Source organism: Nocardioides massiliensis, assembly GCF_030811215.1.
Taxonomy (GTDB): domain Bacteria; phylum Actinomycetota; class Actinomycetes; order Propionibacteriales; family Nocardioidaceae; genus Nocardioides_A; species Nocardioides_A massiliensis.
In genome coordinates, this window is sequence record NZ_JAUSQM010000001.1 from 1,072,061 (window position 1) to 1,092,398 (window position 20,338).

A 20,338-nucleotide genomic window follows, 5' to 3' on the forward strand; every position below is an offset into this window, starting at 1 on the left:
CGTGAGAGACGATGACTTCCGTGGAGGCAAGCAACAGCGACGGCGAGATCTACCGCATTGCCGTCGACGAATATCGCTTCCAGGCGCAGTTCAACTGGAGCCGCGTGCAGTATCTGCTCGCGTTCAATGCGGGAATACTCGCGGCTGGTGTAGCACTAGCGAACTCGTCGGGGAGGCTGTCGGTGGTTGTCTTCTGCCTCGGCATCCTGGCCTGCGTGATGACCGGACTCGTTCATAAGGTTCAACACCAGTACTACCGCAAGGCTCGCGACCGAATGCGTCGCGTGGAGGAGCAGTTGGCGATTGCACCCAACCTCCGAGTCGACACGACCTCGAAATTGAGCGGCAGCGACCGAAAGATCAGCGTCACTGAGATCATCTACCTCTTGCTTGCGTCAATCGCGCTCGCGAACCTCGCTGCGGTAGTCCTGGTACTGCGCTAGTGCCGCGTACGACGAGAAGATTCTCGGGATCTCTCCCGACTACGTGGCGCACATCAACACAGGGGTCCTCAACGAAGTCGACGGACCGATGCTGAAGTACGGCTTACAAGAGATGGACCAGCGGCCGCTGTGGCTTCCGGTGCGTCCCTGAAGCGCCCCAGGTTCTCCGCCGCTCCTATGCGGGTTGCGGCTCTCGGTTGAGGGCCGCGTAGTGGGCTTGCTCGAACTCCACTGGGGTCATCATCCCAAGAGAGCCATGCAGGCGTCGGTTGTTGTACCAATCGACCCATCCAGCGGTGGCGTACTCGACGTCTCCGAGGCTCCGGTAGGGGCCGGCGTGGAAGACCGTTGTGCGGACGCACTCGGTCTTGTACAGCCCGATCACGCACTCCATCAGGGCGTTGTCGTAGGCATCGGCAACAGACCCGATCGAGGGCCGGATCCCTTCCTCGGCGAGGTGCTCAGTGAACGCGATCGATGTGTATTGCGACCCGGCGTCGGCGTGACCAATGAGCTCACCGGGCACCACAGGGTGGCCTTCGCGGTCGCGTTGCCACAGTGCCATCCGCAGCGGGACGTCGACCAGCTCGACGGCCTTGGTCGGTGCGACGTTCCAAGCAACGATCTTCTGAGCGAACACGTCGAGGATGAGCGCGACGTAGACGAACCCCGCCCAGGTGCGGACGTAGGTGAAGTCCATGACCCAGGTCCGGTTCGGTGCGGGGGCGGTGAAGTCCCGATCAAGGAGGTCGCCGGCCCGTTTGCCGTCCTTGGCAGGGATGGTGGTCCGGATGCCCTTGGAGCGTCGGATCCCTTGCAGGGACAGGGATCTCATCGCCCGGTCCACCGCGCCGGGCGACGCGTCGGGGCTGGTGCGCTGGACGAGCGCGGTCATCTTGCGACGCCCGTACAAACCCTCCGGGGTCATCCGCCGTACGCCCTCGTGGTTGACCGTCCAGGCCAGGTCACGGACCAGGTTGGTGACGCTGGCGTCGGTGACCGTGCGGGCGGCAACGGGTCGGTTGGTGCGTGCCCAGTCGCGGTAGGTCCGCGCGGCGATCTGGCAGCCCTGCTCACGCAGGACCCGACAGATCGACTCGACCGCGTGGCCTTCGGTGCGCATCTCGTCGATGAACGCGACGATCAGCGGTTGCGGGGGTCGAGTTCCCCCGCGAAGAAAATTGAGGCCCGTCGGAGGATCTCGTTGTCCTCCTCGAGCCGGCGGACCTTGGCCTTCAGCTCCTTGATCTCAGCCAGCTCCTCGCTGGTCGCGCCCTGGCGCTGCCCGCCGTCGATCTGAGCCTGGACGACCCACCGGCGGACGGTCTCCTTGCCCAGCCCCTCGCGTCGGGCAACGGACTCGGCGGCCGCGGTCAGCGACGGGTACTCCGGCAAGTGCTCCAGCACCTGCCGAACGCACCGCTCCTTGACCGCGGGATCAATCTTCTTCGGCATGGCTTGCATCCTTCCAACTCAAAAGGATGCGGCATCAAACCTGGGGCGCTTCACCCCGTGACCAGCCGGATCGGGGGCGGCTATCAGCGCGCTTCGAGGAGTTCAAGGCAGTCGGCTGATCAACCCCTGGTGGTGGAGCCTAGGGGACTCGAACCCCTAACCCCCTGCTTGCAAAGCAGGTGCGCTACCAATTGCGCCAAGGCCCCGCGTGAGCCGGCTGCGCCGGCTCAGGTGTGGGTCGGTGTCAGTGACCCGCGGTCTGGTTGTCTGCGGTGACGCTGTCGGTCGCCTCTGCCCAGAGCGCCTGCTCGGACTTCTGGGCCTGGGCCTTCTTGCCCAGTGCGACCGCGGCACCCGCGGCGATGGCGAGGAGCAGGATCTTCTTCACGGGGCCGACCTTTCCGGGGGGTGAGTGGGCCTAACAGGAGTTGAACCTGTGACCTCTTCCTTATCAGGGAAGCGCTCTAACCGACTGAGCTATAGGCCCGGGGTGGTGCGGGTGGTGCAAGCACCGACGCGGAAGATTACCGCACGGTGGTGGCAGGGTCGAAATCGACCCCGTGGGAGCCTCGTCTCAGCGCTCGTCCTCGGCCAGGGTGACCTCGAGGCCGCCCAGCAGTGCGGCGGACAGGTTGTAGAGGAAGGCCCCCAGCGTGGCGATCGCGGTCAGCAGGATGACGTCGGCGACGGCCACGAGCATGGTGAAGCCGAGCACCCGTCCGGTGCCGAGGTAGTCCTCGACGTCGAACGACGTGCCGGAGTCGCCCACGACCTGCTGGATGCTCGTGTTGATCGAATCCCAGACCCCGGCTGCGCCCAGCACGCCCCAGACGATCGCGACCGAGACGACGGTGACGACGCCGAGGGCGATCGAGAGCAGGAACGCGGTCTTCATGACCGACCACGGGTCGACCCGGGTCAACCGCAGGCGGGCCGAGCGCGTGCTGCCCTTGGCCGCCGACGGCCGTCGCGGCGCCGACTGGCCGGCGGCACTGGACCGCGCCGCCTGCGGGGCCTCGGCCCGGTTCTGCGGCTGTTTCGCCGGGCCTGCCGACTTGCCGCTCGAGCGGCTCGTCGAGGTCGTGGCCGACTCCGACGACCGGGCGGGCCCGCCGTCCGGCCGGTCGGCCTCGAGCGCAGCGCGCACCTGCTCGTGGAAGGGTGTCCGGTCGGACATCAGGACTCCTCGTCGTCGGCGACCTGCCCGATTGTGGCACCCGCGTCCACGTCGGCGCCTACCTCAGCGCCCACCTCAGTGCTCACCTCAGCACCCTCGGCGTTCCCCTCAACCTCCTCCTCGTCGTCGGCGAGCACCCGCTCGGGGCTGCGCGCGACGACCGCGACGGAGTCGTTCTTCTTGAGGTTCACGAACCGCACACCCATGGTCGAACGACCGGTGACCCGGAAGTCCTCGTTGATCGGGCTGCGCACGACCTGGCCCTGGGCGGTGATCGAGAGGATCTCGTCACCCTCCTCGACGATGAATGCACCGACCAGCGAGCCACGGTCCTCGTTGGCGAGCTTCATCGCCTTGATGCCGATGCCACCGCGCGACTGCAGGCGGTACTCACCGATCGGCGTGCGCTTGGCGTACCCACCGTCGGTCATGGTGAAGACGTACTGCTCGCGGACACCGGGCAGGTCGCCCGGCTCCGTGGACGCGCCCTCGGCCGCGGCCTCCTGGGCAGCGGCCTCCTCGGCGGCGACCTGCGACGCCGTGATCACCGAGAGCGACAGCAGCGCGTCGCCGTCGCGGAACTTCATGCCCGTCACACCGCTCGTGGCGCGACCCATCGGTCGCAGCTGGGAGTCGTCCGCGCGGAAGCGCACCGACTGACCCTTGCGGGAGACCAGCAAGATGTCGTCCTCGGCGTCGACGAGCTCCGCACCGATCAGCTCGTCGTCCTCGTCGCGGAAGTTGATCGCGATGACGCCGGCCTGCCTCGGTGAGTTGTAGTCGGCGAGGCGAGTCTTCTTCACCAAGCCACTGCGCGTGCCGAGCACGAGGTACGGCGCCTGGTCGTAGTCCCGGATCGCCAGCACCTGGGCGATCTGCTCGTCGGGCTGGAACGACAACAACCCGGCGACGTGTCCGCCCTTGGCGTCGCGCGAGGCCTCCGGAAGGTTGTAGGCCTTCGTCCGGTAGACCCGGCCGGCCGTGGTGAAGAACAGCAACCAGTGATGATTGGAGGTCGCGATGAAGTGCTCGACCACGTCGTCGCCCTTGAGCGTCGCCCCGCGTACGCCCTTGCCGCCCCGCTTCTGGGTCCGGTAGAGATCGGCGCGGGTCCGCTTGGCGTACCCCCCTCGGGTGATCGAGACGACCAGCTCCTCGTCGGGGATCAGGTCCTCCATCGACAGGTCACCGTCGGCGGCGATGATCTGCGAACGCCGGTCGTTGCCGTGCTTCTCGACGATCTCGTTGAGCTCGTCGATCACGATCTGCCGCTGCCGCTCCGGACGCGCGAGGATGTCCTCGAGGTCCGCGATGATCCGCTCGAGCTCGGCGAGGCGGTCGATGATCTTCTGCCGCTCCAACGCCGCCAGCCGGCGCAGCTGCATCGTGAGGATGTGGTCGGCCTGGATCTCGTCGACGCCGAGGAGCTCCATCAGGCCCGTCTTGGCCTGCTCGACGTCGGGCGAGCGCCGGATCAGCGCGATCACCTCGTCCAACGCGTCGAGCGCCATGACGAGTCCACGCTGCAGGTGGGCGTCCTCCTCGGCCTTGCGCAGCCGGTAGCGCGTCCGGCGCTGGATGACCTCGATCTGGTGGGTCACCCAGTGGCTGATGAACTGGTCGATCGTCAGCGTGCGCGGCACCCCGTCGACCAGGGCCAGCATGTTGGCGCTGAAGTTCGTCTGCAGCTCGGTGTGCTTGAGCAGGTTGTTGAGCACCACCCGCGCGACCGCGTCCCGCTTGAGGACCACGACGAGCTGCTGCCCGGTGCGCGAGGACGTGTTGTCCTTGACGTCGGCGATGCCCTGCACGCGACCCGAGTCGGCGAGCTCGGCGATCTTCAGCGCCAGGTTGTCGGGGTTGACGAGGTACGGCAGCTCCCTGATGACCAGCTGGGTGCGTCCGCGGCTGTCCTCGTCGATGTCGATGACGGCGCGCTGAGCGACCGACCCGCGCCCGGTGCGGTAGGCCTGCTCGATGCCCTGGCGGCCGACGATGAGCGCGCCGTTGGGGAAGTCGGGTCCCTTGACCCGCTCGATGACGGCGTCCTGCAGCTCCTCCCGCGTGGCGTCGGGGTGCTCGAGCGCCCATCGGGCGGCGTCGGCGACCTCGCGCAGGTTGTGGGGAGGGATGTTGGTGGCCATACCGACCGCGATGCCGGCCGAGCCGTTGACCAGGAGGTTGGGGAACCTGCTGGGCAGGATCGTCGGCTCCTGTCCGCGGCCGTCGTAGTTGGCCTGGAAGTCGACGGTGTCCTCGTCGATGTCGCGCACCATCTCCAGCGCCAGCGGCGCCATGCGGCACTCGGTGTAGCGCATGGCGGCGGCGGGGTCGTTGCCGGGCGAGCCGAAGTTGCCCTGCCCGTTGACCAGCGGTGCGCGCATCACCCACGGCTGCGCGAGGCGTACGAGGGTGTCGTAGATCGCGGAGTCACCGTGCGGGTGGTACTGACCCATCACGTCGCCGACGACGCGGCTGCACTTGGAGAACCCGCGGTCGGGGCGGTAGCCACCGTCGAACATCGCGTAGAGCACCCTCCGGTGCACCGGCTTGAGGCCGTCGCGGACGTCGGGCAGGGCGCGCCCGACGATCACGGCCATCGCGTAGTCGATGTAGGCGCGCTGCATGGAGGTCTGCAGCTCGACGGGTTCGATGCGGCCGCCAGGGCCCGTGCCGTCGGTGGGGGTCTCAGTCATGTCTTCTTCCTGACCGTGTGGGGATCAGTGGAGTTTCTGGAGCGGAGCGGAGGGTCTCGATACACCGTTCTCGGCTAGCGCCTCAACCGGCACTCGACCACCGAATCGCATCGTTGGTCGAGTGCCGCGAGCCTGCGAGCGGTGTATCGAGACGCATCAGATGTCGAGGAAGCGGACGTCTTTTGCGTTGCGCTGGATGAAGGAGCGTCGCTGGGCGACGTCCTCACCCATGAGCACCGAGAAGATCTCGTCGGCCTGGGCCGCGTCGTCGAGGGTGACCTGGAGCAGCAGCCGCTGGCTGGGGTCCATCGTGGTCTCCCACAGCTCGTCGGCGTTCATCTCGCCGAGACCCTTGTAGCGCTGGACGGCGTTCTCCTTGGGCAGCTTCTTGCCGGCCTCGATGCCGGCCCGCGTCAGGGCATCGCGCTCGGCGTCGGAGTAGACGAACTCGTGCTCGTGGGGCTTGTTCCACCGCAGTCGGTAGAGCGGCGGCTGGGCCATGTAGACGTAGCCCTGCTCGATGAGGGGCTGCATGAACCGGAACAGCAGCGTCAGCAGCAAGGTGTTGATGTGGTGGCCGTCGACGTCGGCGTCAGCCATCAGCACCACCTTGTGGTAGCGCAGCTTGTCGATGTCGAAGTCCTCCTGGATGCCGGTGCCGAGAGCAGAGATGATCGCCTGCACCTCGGCGTTGGCCAGGACCCGGTCGATGCGGGCCTTCTCGACATTGAGGATCTTGCCGCGGATCGGGAGGATCGCCTGGACGCGCGGGTCGCGGCCCTGCTTGGCCGAACCACCCGCGGAGTCACCCTCCACGATGAAGACCTCGCACTCGGCGGGGTTGGTCGACTGGCAGTCGGCCAGCTTGCCGGGGAGACCGCCACCGCCGAGCAGACCCTTGCGGCTGCGGGCCAGCTCGCGCGCCTTGCGCGCGGCGATGCGCGCCGACGCAGCGGCCTGGGACTTGCGCAGGATGTCCTTGCCCTCGGCGGGGTTCTTCTCGAACCACTCGCCGAGCTGGTCGTTGACGACCTTCTGGACGAAGCTGCGCGCCTCGGTGTTGCCGAGCTTGGTCTTGGTCTGACCCTCGAACTGCGGCTCGCCGAGCTTGATCGAGATGATCGCGGTCAAGCCCTCACGGATGTCGTCGCCGGAGACCCGGTCCTCACGCTTCTTGATCAGGCCCCACTGCTCACCCCAGTGGTTGACCTGGGTGGTCAGCGCCGAGCGGAAGCCCTCCTCGTGGGTGCCCCCCTCGTGGGTGTTGATCGTGTTGGCGAAGGTGTGGACCGAGGCGTTGTAGGTGGTGTTCCACTGCATCGCCAGCTCCAGGCTCATCCCGACCTCGGGCTGCTCGGCCTCGAAGTTGATGACCGTCGGGTTGGCGGGCGCCTTGGAGCGGTTGAGGTGCTCGACGAAGTCGACCAGCCCGCGGTCGTAGCGGAAGCGCCGCTCGAGGACCTTGCCCGATCCCGGCTCCGCGTCCGGCTGCTCGGCCGTGTCGCTCGCGATGTCGGGCATGGCGGCCTCGTCGAGGCCGTCGTCGCCCTCGACCGGCTCGGCTGCCTCCGCCTCGGCGATCTGCACGGCGTCGGGGCGCAGGTCGCGGACGACGATCTCGAGGCCCTTGTTGAGGAACGCCATCTCGCGGAACCGGTTGACGATCGTCTCGAAGGAGTAGCGGGTCGTCTCGAAGATGTCGTCGGAGGCCCAGAACCGGGTGGTCGTCCCGGTCTCGCTGGTCTCCTCGTGCCGCTCGAGCGGGCCGTCGGGGACGCCGTACGTGAAGGACTGCGTCCAGCGGTAGCCGTCGCGCTTGATGTCGACCTCGAGCCGCTTGCTCAGCGCGTTGACGACCGAGACGCCGACGCCGTGCAGACCACCGGAGACCTTGTAGCCACCGCCGCCGAACTTGCCGCCGGCGTGCAGGACGGTGAGCACGACCGTGACGGCCGGGAGCTCCTGGCCGGGGGGTACGTCGACGGGGATGCCGCGACCGTTGTCGACGACCTCGATGCCGCCGTCGGGCAGCACGCTGACGACGACTTTGTCGCAGTAGCCGGCCAACGCCTCGTCGACGGAGTTGTCGACGACCTCCCACACGAGGTGGTGCAGGCCGCGCTCGCCCGTGGAGCCGATGTACATGCCCGGGCGCTTGCGGACCGCCTCGAGACCTTCGAGCACCTGGATCGCCGAGGCGTCGTAGGCACCCTTCTCGACCGCATGCCCCTCGCCCGCGGGCGCGAGGGCGGCCGCCGCGGCGGCCACGTCCTCGGGGTCGGAGGGGTCGGGTGGAGTGACGCTCGGGTTCGGGTTCGGCTCGTCAGGGACCACGGGCGGCCTCTCGTCACTCGGTGCTCACCGCTCCGGATCGCGCGCGGGGGCGCGGCGAGCGGGCGATGAGGCGGTTGGGCGTACACCAGACACAACGAAGGTCGTCCTCGGCCCGGAATCACCGACGCGTGCCCCCGTCAGGACGACCACGGGCGAGTATAGCCCGCTGAGAGCCTCTGAGCGGCTATCCACACCCCGCAGTGGGGGTCCGTTTGTGCCAGGGGGGCCGTCAGAGCCGCTGCAAGGCTCCCGAGGAGGCTTCGGAGGGGCGCGCCTGATGCCCCCCACGTCGACCGGGTCGATCCGGGCGCAAACCGCCGGGCGGGGTCGACTCAGCCGTACGTGTCCCGCGGACCCCGCCCCCCGCGGACGCGACGACTGCCCTTGCGCCACGTCGGACCGCGCGGTCCCTCCACCTCGATGAAGCCGATCGTGCCGTCGCCGAGCTCCTCGTTGAGCCGGCGCAGGACGGTGGGTGCGAGCAGCCGGACCTGGGTCGCCCACGCCGTGGAGTCGGTGCGGACCACCAGCCGTCCGGTGCGCTCGCGGGGGTCGGTGGCCGAGGGATCCCCGGGCCGGAACGACTCGGGCCGGCAGTGCTGGGCGACCTCCCGCCCGACGATCGCGTCCCAGCGGGTGAAGACGCCGTGGACGCGGACATCGGCGGTCCAGCCCTGCTCGGCAATCAACCGCCCGATGGTGGAGTCGACGGTCTGGGGGTCGCGCTCGTCGGGACCAGCGCCGCTCGCGCCCGGCGCGCCGGTCCAGCGGCGCCGCCTCGGGTTCGGCGTACGGCGCTTCGGGGTCGAGCCGGCGAGCCCGCGCGCGATGCTGCGTGCCAGGTCGAGTCCTTCGGGCTTGGGGACGTCGGCTGACGGTGCGTCGGAGTCGGGTGCGGTGCCGCCGGGCGCCGGCAGCTCCACCTCGTCACTCACGGGTCACCGTCCCGTCGGCGACGCGGAACCGGGTCCCGGACAGCCCGGGGGGGACGTCCCCGTCGACCGCCGCGGTGACGAGCACCTGCTCGGCGTCGGCGACGCGCTCGGCGAGCTGGTCGCGACGGATGCTGTCGAGCTCGGCGAAGACATCGTCGAGCACGAGGATCGGGTCATCGCCCTCGGTGCGCAGCAGGTCGTACGACGCGAGCCGCAGCGCCAGCGCGTAGGACCAGGACTCCCCGTGACTGGCGTACCCCTTCGCCGGCAGCGGGCCGAGGTTGAGCACGAGGTCGTCGCGGTGCGGGCCCACGAGCGTGACCCCACGGTCGAGCTCGTCCTTGCGCCGCTCGGCGAGCGCGTCGAGCAGGGCCTGCTCGAGGTCCGCGCGCGCCGGGACCGGGCCCGGCGGCACCGGGTCAGGTCCCTCGTGGCCGGGCACGGCCAGCGCTGTGCGGTAGCCGAGGGTGGCGTCGTCGTGACGGGCCCCGCGCGCGATGAGCTCGTAGGCCTTGCCCACGAACGGCGCGAGCGCGTCGAGCAGGGTCAGGCGTCCGTGCAGGATCTCCGCACCGGCGCGTGCCAGATGGGAGTCCCAGACGTCGAGGGTGGCCAGCGCCCCCTCGGTTCGTGAGCCCGCGCCCCGCCGAGCGCCACCGGCGGTCTTGAGCAGGGTGTTGCGCTGGCGCAGCACCCGGTCGTAGTCGCTGCGCACCCCGGCGTACCGCGGCGCCCGCAGCACCAGCAGGTCGTCCAGGAACCGCCGCCGATCACCCGGATCGCCCTTGACCAGCGCGAGGTCCTCCGGGGAGAAGACGACCGTGCGCACCAACCCGACCAGCTCCCGGGCGCGGGGGAGCACCGAGCGGTTGATGCGCGCCTTGTTGGCGGAGCCGGGATGGATCTCCACCTCGAGCAGCGCGGTGCGCCCCTCGCGCACGACCTCGGCCTGGATCACCGCGCGCTGCGCTCCGGCCCGCACGAGCGGGGCGTCGGAGGCGACCCGGTGTGACGACAGCCGCGACAGGTAGTCGATCGCCTCGACCAGGTTGGTCTTGCCGTGCCCGTTGCGGCCCACGAACGCGCACGGACCCGGCTCGAGGGTCAGGTGCACCTCCGGGTAGGACCGGAAGTCGTGCAGGAAGAGCGACGCGACGTGCATGGGTGGGCCAGCCTTGGTGTGGTCGCGCTCAGTCGTGGGTGTCGTCGGTCGTGGGCGGCGCGTCGGTGCGCATGGCGTGCCCGCCGAACTGGTTGCGCATCGCCGCGACCGCCTTCATCGACGGGCTGTTGTCCTGGCGCGAGGAGAACCGCGCGAACAACGACGCCGCGATCGCGGGAGCGGGTACGGCGTGCTGGATGGCGGCCTCCACGGTCCAGCGGCCCTCACCGGAGTCCTCGGCGTACCCCCGGATGCCTTCGAGGTGGGGCGTCTCGTCGAGCGCGGCGACCAGCAGGTCGAGCAACCAGGAGCGGATGACGGTGCCCTCACGCCAGGAGCGGAAGACCTCGGTGACATTGTCGACCGCGTCGACCGCTTCGAGCAGCTCGTAGCCCTCGGCGTAGGCCTGCATGATGGCGTACTCGATGCCGTTGTGGACCATCTTCGACAGGTGACCGGCGCCGACGCTGCCGGCGTGGACCCACCCGAACTCGCCGGGAGGCTTGAGGGTGTCGAAGATCGGCTGGACGACCGCGATGTCCTCCTTCGACCCACCGGCCATGAGGGCGTAGCCGTTCTCCAAGCCCCATACGCCACCGGAGACGCCGCAGTCGACGAAGCCGATGTTGCGCTCGGCGAGCTCCGCGGCGTGCTGCTCGTCGTCGGTCCAGCGCGAGTTGCCGCCGTCGATGACGATGTCGCCCTCCGCGAGCAGCTCACCGAGGTCGCGGATGACCGCGTGCGTCACCTCTCCGGCCGGCACCATCACCCACACGACGCGAGGCGCGGACAGCTGCTCGACCATCTCCTCGAGGCTGGCGACGTCGGAGATGTCCGGGTCGCGGTCGAAGCCGACCACGGTGTGTCCACCGCGGCGCAGCCGCTCGCGCATGTTGCCGCCCATCTTGCCGAGGCCCACGAGTCCGAGTTCCATGGGCCCGAGGCTAGCGGCGGTGCGGTCAGGAGAGCAGGCGACGGGGCATCAACAGGTAGCGGAAGTCGGTCGTGGCGTCCCCGTCGATGGAGTCGGCACCGGAGAGGACCACCGGCTTCGACGCCTGGGTGAAGGCGAGCTCGACCACCGGCGCCTCGAGCGCGGTGAGGCCGTCGAGGAGGTACTGCGGGTTGAAGCCGGTGGTGATGTCGCCGCCGTTGACGCTGGCCTCGATGAGCTCGGTGGCCTGCGCCTCATCGCCGCTGCCCGCGTCGAGGGTGAGTGACCCGTCGGCGAAGGCGAGCTGCACGGCGGTGTTGCGCTCGGCGACGAGCGCGACGCGCTTGACCGACTCCACCAGCGCGGCCTTGTCGACGCGGGCGACGGTGAGGTGCTCGGCGGGGAACAGGCTGCGCACCTTCGGGAACTCGCCGTCGAGCAGCCGGGTCGTGGTCCGGCGTACGCCGCCACCGGCCTGGCCCTCGAAGCCGATGATGCCCTCGCCGCTGCCGGTTGCCGACAGGGCGATGCTGATCTCGGAGCCGGACGCCAACGACTTCGCGGTGTCGGCGAGCACCTTCGCCGGGACCAGGGCGGCGGCCGTGACGTCGGGGGTCATCGGGTTCCACGTGAGCTCGCGGTGAGCGAGGCGGAACCGGTCGGTGGCGAGCAGCGCGATCGAGGAGCCGTCGATCTCGAGGCGCACGCCGGTGAGCACCGGCAGCATGTCGTCGCGGCCGGCCGCGGTCACGGCCTGGGCGACGGCGTGGGCGAAGAGGTCGGCACTGACCGTGCCGCTGGCCGTCGGCATCGGCGGCAGCGTCGGGTAGTCGTCGACGGGCAGCGTCTGCAGGCTGAAGCGGGCCGAGCCGCAGGTGAGCGAGACCTTGCTGCCCTCGATCGTGAACTCGACCGGCTTGTTGGGCAGGCTGCGGCAGATGTCGGCCAGCAGCCGCCCCGAGACCAGGGCGCGACCCTCGCCGCTGACGTGGGCGTTGAGCACGGCGCGGGCGGAGGTCTCGTAGTCGAACGTCGACAGGCGCAGGCCCTCGGTGCCGTCGATGTCACCGGCCTCGATGAGCAGACCGGCGAGAACGGGCACGCTCGGCCGCACCGGCAGGCTGCGCGCGGCCCACGCGACCGCGTCAGCGAGCAGGTCGCGCTCGACGGTGAACTTCACAGCAGACCTCCACGACGGGTCGGGTGGTGAGTCGGGTGGTGGGTTGGCGTACGCCGTCCCGAGCACGGGTCGGCTTGCGCATGACACGAGTGCCCCGCCTGGCTTGCACACCGGGCGGGGAGCCGCATCCTGCCACGTCGCGGCGTCCGAGGGGAACGTCGGGCCGAACTTGTCGTGCTGGGCGACGGTGCGCCGACCGGGCGTCCACAGATCGGCGGCCGGCAGGTTGTGGACTCTCGTCCGGATCCGTGAAGACTCGTCTTCGTCATAGGCACGGTGGAAACTGTGGACAACTCTTCTTTATGCAGGTCAGCCCGGGTTTGGTCGTCCCGTGTGCCTGGGGATGGCCTGGGGAGAAGTGGCGTGGTCCGGGGACGACGGGCGGTCCGTCCCCGGGTCGAGGTGCCCCGCCCCCAGGTCCGCGGACGATTTCTGGCAGTTGTCCACAGGGTTGTCGACAGCCCGGGACAGCCGGATCCGGCGCTGAACCCGCGTGGTCAGCCCTGGCGGGCCTGCTGCTTGATCCGGTTGGTGAGCTCGGTGACCTGGTTGTAGACGCTGCGGCGCTCGGCGAGCAGCTGGCGGATCTTCTTGTCCGCGTGCATGACGGTCGTGTGGTCACGCCCGCCGAACTGCTGCCCGATCTTCGGCAGCGACAGGTCGGTGAGCTCGCGGCACAGATACATCGCGATCTGGCGGGCCGTGACCAGCACCCGGCTGCGGCTGGATCCGCACAGGTCGTCGATCGACAGCGCGAAGTAGGCGCTGGTCTGCGCGATGATCAGCGCCGCGGTGATCTCCGGCTCCCCGCCCTCGGGGATGAGGTCCTTGAGCACGATCTCGGCGAGGGTGAGGTCGACCGGTTGGCGGTTGAGGCTCGCGAAGGCCGTGACGCGGATCAGCGCACCCTCGAGCTCGCGGATGTTGGTCTGGATCTTCGAGGCGATGAACTCCAGCACGTCCGGCGGCGCGGTCATGCGCTCGGTGGCGGCCTTCTTCCGCAGGATCGCGATCCGGGTCTCGAGGTCCGGTGGCTGGACGTCGGTGAGCAGTCCCCACTCGAAGCGGTTGCGGAGCCGGTCCTCGAGCGCCTCGAGGCGCTTCGGCGCACGGTCGGAGCTGATGACGATCTGCTTGTTGGCGTTGTGGAGGGTGTTGAAGGTGTGGAAGAACTCCTCCTGGGTCTGGATCTTCCCCTCCAGGAACTGGATGTCGTCGATCAGCAGGACGTCGACCTCGCGGTAGCGGCGCTGGAAGCCGGGGACCTTGTCGTCGCGGATGGCGTTGATGAACTCGTTGGTGAACTCCTCCGACGACACGTAGCGCACGCGGGCTCCGCCGAAGAGGCTGCGGACATAGTGGCCGATCGCGTGCAGCAGGTGGGTCTTGCCGAGTCCGGAGTCGCCGTAGACGAGCAGTGGGTTGTAGGCCTTGCCGGGTGCCTCGGCCACGGCGACGGCCGCGGCGTGGGCGAAGCGGTTGGACGAGCCGATGACGAAGGTCTCGAAGGTGTACTTGGGGTTGAGGCGGGTCTCCATGGCGCTGCCGGGTCGGGACTGACCGCCGTGCGGCGCCGGGTCGAACGCGTGGTGGGCGGCCTGGCCGCTGCCGTCGTACTGCGAGGAGCCCAGCTGGGCGTGCGCCTCGCCGCCGAAGCCGGTGTCGAATCCGGGGGCGCCGCCGGCGGGCCCGCTGTGCTCCACGCCCCCGAACTCGTTGCTAAGTCCATTTGTCGACAAGTCGGTAGGTCGACTCTCGAATCCCCCATCGAACCCGGGATCGGTCGGCTCACGGGTGGCGTGCGGGTCCTGGCCGGCGAACACCACGGACGTGTCGAGCTGCTGGTCGACGGTGACCGCGAGCCGGATGCGCTGGCCGAACGCCTCGGTGAGCGCGTCCTCCAACCGGGTGCGCAACCGCCCCTCGAGCTGGTTGCGGGTGAAGTCGTTGGGGACGGCCACGATGGCGGTGCCCTCGTGCAGGGTGACCGGCTGGGAGTTCGCGAACCACCCGCGCTGGGCTGCGGGGAGGTCCCCGATCAGCGAGGTCCAGACCGTGGCGAGGTCCGGTCGTCCCTCAGGAGACGCGCCCTGTGCCTGCTCGGTGCCCACGGAGGTCCCCTTTGGTCGGTGCTGCAGCTGGTGCCCGATCTGCCAGCGCCGTCCGGCCGACGATGCTGCCGGCCGTCGCGGTGCTTCCACACGTTTGTCCACAAGATGTGCATGCAGAGGTCCGGTCGGGAAGCCGCGACGCTAACAAGGCGATCCTGTCAGCAGCAACAAGTTGTCCACAGGCGCGGGTGGTCCCGCGCCGTGGTCGGACCCAGGCTGTGGACAACTCGGTGACCGGGCAGGGATGCGTGTCGTCCGAGCAGGCGCGCCCCGACGTGGTAGGCCGGTTTGACCGGCTTCCCCGGCCCCGCGTACCGTTGGGCGGTCGGACCGGTGTCGACCGGTGCCGCATGTCCACTTCCCTGAGCGGGCGCTGGCCGCGCGGTGGTAGTCGAACGCGCGCCCTGCGCGACCCGGCTCCCCGCAGACCTGCACCCGCTCGATGCATCGGAGATACCTGTGAGCAAGCGTACGTACCAGCCGAACAACCGTCGCCGTCACAAGACGCACGGCTTCCGTCTGCGCATGCGCACCCGCGCCGGCCGGGCGATCCTGTCCTCGCGCCGCCGCAAGGGCCGCAACCGCCTGGCTGTCTGACCCCGGCGCTCGTGCTGCCGCGCGCGCACCGCTTGACCTCCGGGCGAGGGTTCGCGCTCGCCGTACGCCGGGGGCGGCGTTCGCCTGCCCGCACGCTGGTCGTGCACCTGTGGGAGCCGCCGGCGGATCAGCCCGCCGACGGTGCGGACGCCCAGGTGGGCTTCGTGGTGAGTAAGGCGGTCGGCACGGCCGTCGACCGCAACCGGGTGAAGCGCCGGCTGCGGGCCTTGGTCGCCGAGCGTCTCGACCGCCTCCCTGCGGGGGCGGTCGTCGCCGTTCGAGCCCTGCCATCTGCCGCGGGCGCCTCCTCGCTGGCGCTGGGCCGCGACCTCGACCGGGCGCTGGACCGGATGTCCGGTCGCGACCGCGCCGGGGCCGGAGCGTGAGCAGCGAGCGTCCCGGACTCCGGGAGACCATCCGGGTCTACAACCCCGTCCGCTGGGTGCTGATCGGACTGCTGCGGCTCTACCGGCTGCTGATCAGCCCGCTGTACGGCCAGGTCTGTCGCTACCACCCGAGCTGCTCGGCGTACGCCCTCGACGCCGTGACGCACCACGGCGCGGGACGGGGCAGCTGGCTCGCCGTCCGCCGACTGGCGCGTTGCCATCCCTGGGCCGCCGGTGGCTACGACCCCGTTCCTCCCGCGCGGACCGCGCGGCACACCGACCCTCTGCGCACAGGAGCCTGAGTGATCGACTTCTTCGTTTCCATCGGCAGCTTCATCATCACGCCGCTGTACTGGATCACCTCGGTGGTGCTGGTCGGGTTCCACAACCTGCTGAGCAACGTGATGGATCCGGCCGGTGGTGCGTCCTGGGCACTGTCGATCGTCGGGTTGACGCTGGTGATCCGCGCCGCGCTGATCCCGCTGTTCGTCAAGCAGATCAAGAGCTCGCGCAACATGCAGCTGCTGCAGCCGCGGGTCAAGGAGCTGCAGAACAAGTACAAGCACGACCGGGAGCGTCTCGCCCAGGAGACGATGAAGCTCTACAAGGACACGGGCACGAACCCGTTCGCGTCCTGTCTGCCGATCCTGCTGCAGATGCCGATCTTCCTCGCGCTGTTCCGGCTCCTCAACGAGGCGGCCAACGGCCGTCCGAAGGGCATCTTGAGCCAGGAGCAGGCGACGCAGTTCGGTGAGGCCACGCTGTTCGGCGGCCGGATCGCTGACACCTTCCTGCGTGCCGACGGTGATGTCACGGTCATGCTGCTCGCGGCGGTACTGGTGGTGGCGATGACGGCCACGACGTTCCTGACCCAGCGCCAGCTGATGAGCAAGAACATGCCGGCCGACGCCATGACCGGTCCGTACGCCCAGCAGCAGAAGATGCTGCTCTACATCCTCCCGCTGGTCTTCGCCGTCGGCGGCGTCGCGTTCCCCATCGGTGTCCTCCTGTACTGGACCACGTCGAACCTGTGGACCATGGCCCAGCAGTTCTACGTCATCCGCCGCAACCCCGCTCCGGGTACGCCGGCGGCGAAGGCGAAGGCCGACCGCGACGCCGCGAAGGCGGCACGCAAGGGCATCGCACCGGGCGCAGCTGGCACGGCGGCCGGCGAGGTGGCCACCGCGGTCGAGGAGGCGCCGCGTCCCGCACGCGTCCAGCCGAAGAAGGCGCCGCGCAGCCAGCGCAAGTCCGGCGGCGGCAAGAAGAAGTAGACCCCGCGCGGCTTCGGCCGCGCACGCGCACGAGCGCGAGGCGAGACAGCCGGCGGTGGCGCCGACGAGCGACAGGAGAAGCAGACGTGAACGAGACCGAGACCGTGGAGCCCGGGACGGCGGACGCCGGGGCACCTGACGCGGGCGGGCCGGTGGAGAACCGGTCGGCGAAGATCGAGCGCCTCGAGAACGAGGGCGACATCGCCGCCGACTACCTCGAGGAGCTCCTGGACATCGCCGACCTCGACGGCGACCTGGACATGGACGTCGAGGGCGACCGCGCGCTGGTCTCGATCGTGGGCGCGGACCTCACGCACCTCGTCGGTCGGGAAGGCGAGGTGCTCGAAGCACTGCAGGAGCTCACCCGGCTCGCTGTCTACCGCGAGACCGGCGAGCGTTCGCGGCTGATGCTCGACATCTCCGGCTATCGGGCCAACCGGCGGTCGACCCTGGAGGCGCTGGCGGCGGAGCAGGTTGCCGCGGTGCGGGAGTCGGGTGAGCCCGTTCACCTCGAGCCGATGTCGCCCTTCGAGCGGAAGGTCGTTCACGACGCCGTCGCGGCCGCGGGGCTGCGGTCGGAGTCCGAGGGCACCGACCGCCGCCGGCACGTGGTGATCCTGCCGGCGGACTGACCGTGTCCGACGACGTTTCACGTGAAACGCCCCCCGTGCCGTTCGCGGCACGGGGGGTGTTTGCTGACCGGCTTCCGTTGGCCGAGCGGTACGTCGAATGGCTTGCCGGCGCCGGCACGGTGCGCGGGCTCCTCGGTCCCCGCGAGGTCCCGCGCCTGTGGGAGCGGCACGTGCTGAACTGTGCGCCGCTGGGCGAGGCGATCAGGCGCGACGCGACGGTCGCCGACCTCGGGAGTGGTGCCGGCCTCCCGGGGCTGGTCCTGGCGTTGGCGCGACCCGACCTCTCCGTGACCCTCGTCGAGCCACTCTTGCGCCGCACCGTGTTCCTTCAGGAAGTGGTCGACGACCTTGGGCTCGCCAACGTCGAGGTGGTGCGCGGCCGTGCGGAGGAACTGCACGGTGCGCGCACGTTCGACGTGGTCACCTCCCGCGCACTCGCCCCGCTGGGTCGCCTGCTCGGATGGTCCTGGCCGCTGGTCGCACCGGGTGGCTGTGTGCTTGCGCTCAAGGGGTCCTCGGCCGAAGAGGAGATCGCCGGGTCCCTGAAGGAGCTGCGCAAGCACCGGATTGCCGCAGAGGCGGTCGAGGTCGTGGAGCTGGGTGGCAGCGAGGGCGTTCCCACGGTGCGGGCGATCCGCGTCGTGCGCTCCGGGCGCTGAGTCCCCCGACACCCGGTCGACGCCGTCGAGGGGATATGCCGCGGACGACCCGGTTGCCCGATTCATCCACAGGCAGATTCCCCGGACCACGCGGGGTTTCGCGAGTTCTCCCCAGGCGCATCCACAGACGTCGTGTGGGCGCCGCTACCGGTTGGGAGCGGGCCGTTTCACGTGAAACACTCCTCCGGTGCCCCGGCCCCGCCGGCGGTGCGAGGGTCGAGAGCGGCGGGCACGTCCGACCGCAATCCGGTGAGCAAGGCAGGGAGTCCCAGGTGGAACGTCAGCGCAACGAGCTGGACGCACGTCAGTTCGGTCCGCACCCGGCACCCGGCCCCGGGGTCCGCACCGCGGCTGACTACGCGGGCCACGGCGCCGGTCTCGGGGATGCCAGCACGCCCCTGGCGCGATCGGTCGAGCAGGAGCTCCTGGTCCGCAAGGGGCTGCGTACCCGGGCGCCGCTGCCGCGCCCGAACCGGACGCGCACGATGGTGGTCGCCAACCAGAAGGGCGGCGTCGGCAAAACGACAACCACGGTGAACATGGGTGCTGCGCTCGCCCAGCAGGGATTGCGCGTGCTCGTCATCGACCTCGACCCACAGGGCAACGCCTCGACCGCCCTCGGCATCGAGCACCGCCGCGGCACGCCGTCGATCTACGACGCCGTGATCGAGGAGCGCCCGCTGACCGAGATCGTGCAACCGTGCGCGGAGATCCCGGACCTGTACGTCGCACCCGCCACGATCGACCTTGCCGGCGCCGAGATCGAGCTGGTGAGCCTCGTCGCTCGGGAGTCACGGCTGCGCAAGGCAATCGCCGCCTACCTTGACCAGGTCCCAGCGGACGAGCGCTTCGACTTCGTCCTCATCGACTGCCCGCCCTCGCTCGGTCTGCTCACCTTGAACGCCCTCGTCGCCGGAGAGGAGATGCTGATCCCGATCCAGGCGGAGTACTACGCCCTCGAGGGGCTCGGCCAGCTGATCGAGACTGTCGACATGGTCAAGGCCCACCTCAACCCGCACCTGCGGATCTCCACGATCCTGCTGACGATGTACGACGGCCGTACGCGGCTCGCGGCGGGCGTGGGCGACGAGGTGCGGTCGCACTTCGGGGACCAGGTGCTCAAGACGGTGATCCCCCGCTCGGTGCGGGTCTCCGAGGCGCCGAGCTATGCCCAGACGGTGATGACCTACGACCCGGGGTCGCCCGGAGCGCTCAGCTACTGGGAGGCGGCGCGCGAGATGGTGCACAAGGACGTGGCTCCTTCCAATACGGCAGACAGCGAGAGTGGGGAGACGTCATGACGAACAAGCCGGCCCGACGCGGTCTCGGCCGCGGACTGGGCTCCCTCATCCCCACGGCACCCGAGCCGGCCCCGGTCTCGCCCAGCCCAGACGTACGGGACGAGACACCGGACCCCGCCGCCGGCGCGCCGGACGGCGCCCCTGGTGCCGGTCCGTCGCCCGCCGTGCCGGCGACGACGATCGGCGCGTACTTCGCCGAGCTCCCCGTCGCCGACATCCGGCCCAACCCGCGCCAGCCGCGCCAGGTCTTCGACGAGGACGCGATGGCCGAGCTGGTGCACTCGGTGCGCGAGATCGGTCTCCTGCAGCCGGTCGTCGTGCGGCCGATCGAGGGGGAGGACCACCCCTACGAGCTCATCATGGGTGAGCGGCGCTGGCGTGCGACCCAGGAGGCCGGCCTGGAGACGATCCCGGCCATCGTGCGCGAGACCGGCGACGACGACATGCTGCGCGACGCGCTGCTGGAGAACCTCCACCGCTCCCAGCTCAACGCGCTCGAGGAGGCGGCCGCCTACCAGCAGCTCCTCGACGACTTCGGGTGCACGCACGACGAGCTGGCCCAACGCATCGGCCGCAGCCGCCCGCAGATCTCCAACACGCTGCGGCTGCTCCGCCTCTCCCCGGCCGTGCAGCGCCGCGTCGCCGCCGGGGTGCTGTCGGCCGGCCACGCGCGCGCGCTGCTTGCCGTCGAGGACGCCGACATCCAGGACCGCCTCGCGGCTCGGGTCGTGGCGGAGGGCATCTCCGTGCGCGGTCTGGAGGAGATCGTCGCCGTCGGGGACGCCGGGTCCGGCGCGACCGGGTCGGTGCGTCGGGCTCGGCCCACCGCACCCGGCCTGACGGAGATCGCCGACCGGCTCTCCGATCGGTTGGAGACCCGCGTGAAGGTCGACCTCGGCAAGCGCAAGGGGAAGATCACCGTCGAGTTCGCCTCGATGGCTGACCTCCAGCGCATCATCGACATCCTCGACCCGCGCAACCGCACGGACCGGCCGATCTAGCGACCTCTCCACAAGTCGCTAGACCGATTAAGTGACTTAGCAATAAGTCGACAAAAGGTCT

General features: G+C 69.7%; 19 protein-coding genes, 2 tRNA genes and 1 other annotated feature. Of the genes, 9 read left to right on the forward strand and 12 right to left on the reverse strand.

Annotated elements, in window-relative coordinates; all coding sequences use genetic code 11:
• The first annotated feature begins 11 nt into the window (after positions 1-11).
• Complete coding sequence (locus tag J2S59_RS05460; protein WP_181642590.1) at positions 12-443, forward strand: RipA family octameric membrane protein; 432 nt, start codon at positions 12-14, stop codon at positions 441-443.
• 175 nt (positions 444-618) lie between these two features.
• On the opposite strand, the gene J2S59_RS05465 is transcribed toward J2S59_RS05460, so the two are convergent.
• The 12 genes from J2S59_RS05465 to dnaA form a co-directional block, all read right to left on the reverse strand.
• Positions 619-1,898 (reverse strand): IS3 family transposase gene (locus J2S59_RS05465; protein ID WP_306824791.1). Its coding sequence is split into 2 segments (ribosomal slippage): positions 619-1,625 and positions 1,625-1,898, totalling 1,281 coding nucleotides; the frame shifts between segments, so codons are not numbered across the junction.
• Positions 1,495-1,629: a sequence feature (AL1L pseudoknot), on the reverse strand. (Overlaps the previous gene by 135 nt.)
• Positions 1,899-2,028: 130 nt before the next feature.
• A tRNA-Ala gene (locus tag J2S59_RS05470) sits at positions 2,029-2,104 on the reverse strand.
• Positions 2,105-2,142: 38 nt separating this feature from the next.
• Positions 2,143-2,286, reverse strand: coding sequence for a DLW-39 family protein (locus J2S59_RS05475; protein WP_181641408.1), 144 nt, complete (start codon positions 2,284-2,286; stop codon positions 2,143-2,145).
• 25 nt (positions 2,287-2,311) lie between these two features.
• Positions 2,312-2,385, reverse strand: a tRNA-Ile gene (locus tag J2S59_RS05480).
• A gap of 87 nt (positions 2,386-2,472) precedes the next feature.
• Positions 2,473-3,075, reverse strand: a complete 603-nt coding sequence (locus tag J2S59_RS05485) for a DUF3566 domain-containing protein (protein ID WP_068116430.1) — start codon at positions 3,073-3,075, stop codon at positions 2,473-2,475.
• Positions 3,075-5,771: a DNA gyrase subunit A gene (gene gyrA / locus J2S59_RS05490; protein ID WP_068116428.1), complete on the reverse strand. Its 2,697-nt coding sequence runs from the start codon at positions 5,769-5,771 to the stop codon at positions 3,075-3,077. The genes J2S59_RS05485 and gyrA overlap by 1 nt, the downstream gene beginning before the upstream one ends.
• 156 nt (positions 5,772-5,927) lie before the next feature.
• Positions 5,928-8,105 carry a DNA topoisomerase (ATP-hydrolyzing) subunit B gene (gene gyrB / locus J2S59_RS05495; RefSeq protein ID WP_370871474.1) on the reverse strand — a complete coding sequence of 726 codons (2,178 nt, stop codon included), beginning with the start codon at positions 8,103-8,105 and terminating at the stop codon, positions 5,928-5,930.
• A gap of 332 nt (positions 8,106-8,437) precedes the next feature.
• Entirely contained in the window at positions 8,438-9,040 is a 603-nt protein-coding gene (locus J2S59_RS05500) for a DciA family protein (RefSeq protein WP_181641407.1), read from the reverse strand.
• On the reverse strand, positions 9,033-10,202 hold the full coding sequence (gene recF, locus J2S59_RS05505) for a DNA replication/repair protein RecF (protein WP_068116426.1): 1,170 nt from the start codon (positions 10,200-10,202) through the stop codon (positions 9,033-9,035). Before recF ends, J2S59_RS05500 begins: the two co-directional genes overlap by 8 nt.
• A gap of 28 nt (positions 10,203-10,230) precedes the next feature.
• Positions 10,231-11,136 (reverse strand): phosphogluconate dehydrogenase (NAD(+)-dependent, decarboxylating), encoded by a 906-nt coding sequence (gnd, locus tag J2S59_RS05510; protein ID WP_068116425.1) that lies wholly within the window; start codon positions 11,134-11,136, stop codon positions 10,231-10,233.
• A gap of 25 nt (positions 11,137-11,161) precedes the next feature.
• Positions 11,162-12,316 carry a DNA polymerase III subunit beta gene (gene dnaN, locus J2S59_RS05515; protein ID WP_068116423.1) on the reverse strand — a complete coding sequence of 385 codons (1,155 nt, stop codon included), beginning with the start codon at positions 12,314-12,316 and terminating at the stop codon, positions 11,162-11,164.
• Positions 12,317-12,813: 497 nt separating this feature from the next.
• Complete coding sequence (gene dnaA / locus J2S59_RS05520; RefSeq protein WP_370871535.1) at positions 12,814-14,358, reverse strand: chromosomal replication initiator protein DnaA; 1,545 nt, start codon at positions 14,356-14,358, stop codon at positions 12,814-12,816.
• A gap of 528 nt (positions 14,359-14,886) precedes the next feature.
• On the opposite strand from dnaA, the gene rpmH reads away from it, so the two are divergent.
• From rpmH to J2S59_RS05560, 8 genes are all read left to right on the forward strand, one after another.
• Positions 14,887-15,024, forward strand: a complete 138-nt coding sequence (rpmH, locus tag J2S59_RS05525; protein WP_068123840.1) for a 50S ribosomal protein L34 — start codon at positions 14,887-14,889, stop codon at positions 15,022-15,024.
• An 11-nt stretch (positions 15,025-15,035) separates the two neighbouring features.
• The gene (gene rnpA / locus J2S59_RS05530; protein WP_068123837.1) at positions 15,036-15,410 is read left to right on the forward strand and encodes a ribonuclease P protein component; all 375 of its coding nucleotides are present in this window, start codon (positions 15,036-15,038) and stop codon (positions 15,408-15,410) included.
• Positions 15,407-15,712: a membrane protein insertion efficiency factor YidD gene (gene yidD / locus J2S59_RS05535; protein ID WP_246360557.1), complete on the forward strand. Its 306-nt coding sequence runs from the start codon at positions 15,407-15,409 to the stop codon at positions 15,710-15,712. The genes rnpA and yidD overlap by 4 nt, the downstream gene beginning before the upstream one ends.
• Positions 15,713-16,684 carry a membrane protein insertase YidC gene (gene yidC, locus J2S59_RS05540; RefSeq protein ID WP_068123835.1) on the forward strand — a complete coding sequence of 324 codons (972 nt, stop codon included), beginning with the start codon at positions 15,713-15,715 and terminating at the stop codon, positions 16,682-16,684.
• Between the two features lie 86 nt (positions 16,685-16,770).
• Positions 16,771-17,316, forward strand: a complete 546-nt coding sequence (locus J2S59_RS05545; RefSeq protein WP_220138579.1) for a Jag family protein — start codon at positions 16,771-16,773, stop codon at positions 17,314-17,316.
• Between the two features lie 35 nt (positions 17,317-17,351).
• On the forward strand, positions 17,352-17,975 hold the full coding sequence (gene rsmG, locus J2S59_RS05550; RefSeq protein ID WP_306824898.1) for a 16S rRNA (guanine(527)-N(7))-methyltransferase RsmG: 624 nt from the start codon (positions 17,352-17,354) through the stop codon (positions 17,973-17,975).
• 272 nt (positions 17,976-18,247) lie between these two features.
• The gene (locus J2S59_RS05555) at positions 18,248-19,276 is read left to right on the forward strand and encodes a ParA family protein (RefSeq protein ID WP_306824899.1); all 1,029 of its coding nucleotides are present in this window, start codon (positions 18,248-18,250) and stop codon (positions 19,274-19,276) included.
• Complete coding sequence (locus tag J2S59_RS05560) at positions 19,273-20,277, forward strand: ParB/RepB/Spo0J family partition protein (protein ID WP_306824900.1); 1,005 nt, start codon at positions 19,273-19,275, stop codon at positions 20,275-20,277. The genes J2S59_RS05555 and J2S59_RS05560 overlap by 4 nt, the downstream gene beginning before the upstream one ends.
• Positions 20,278-20,338: the final 61 nt, after the last annotated feature.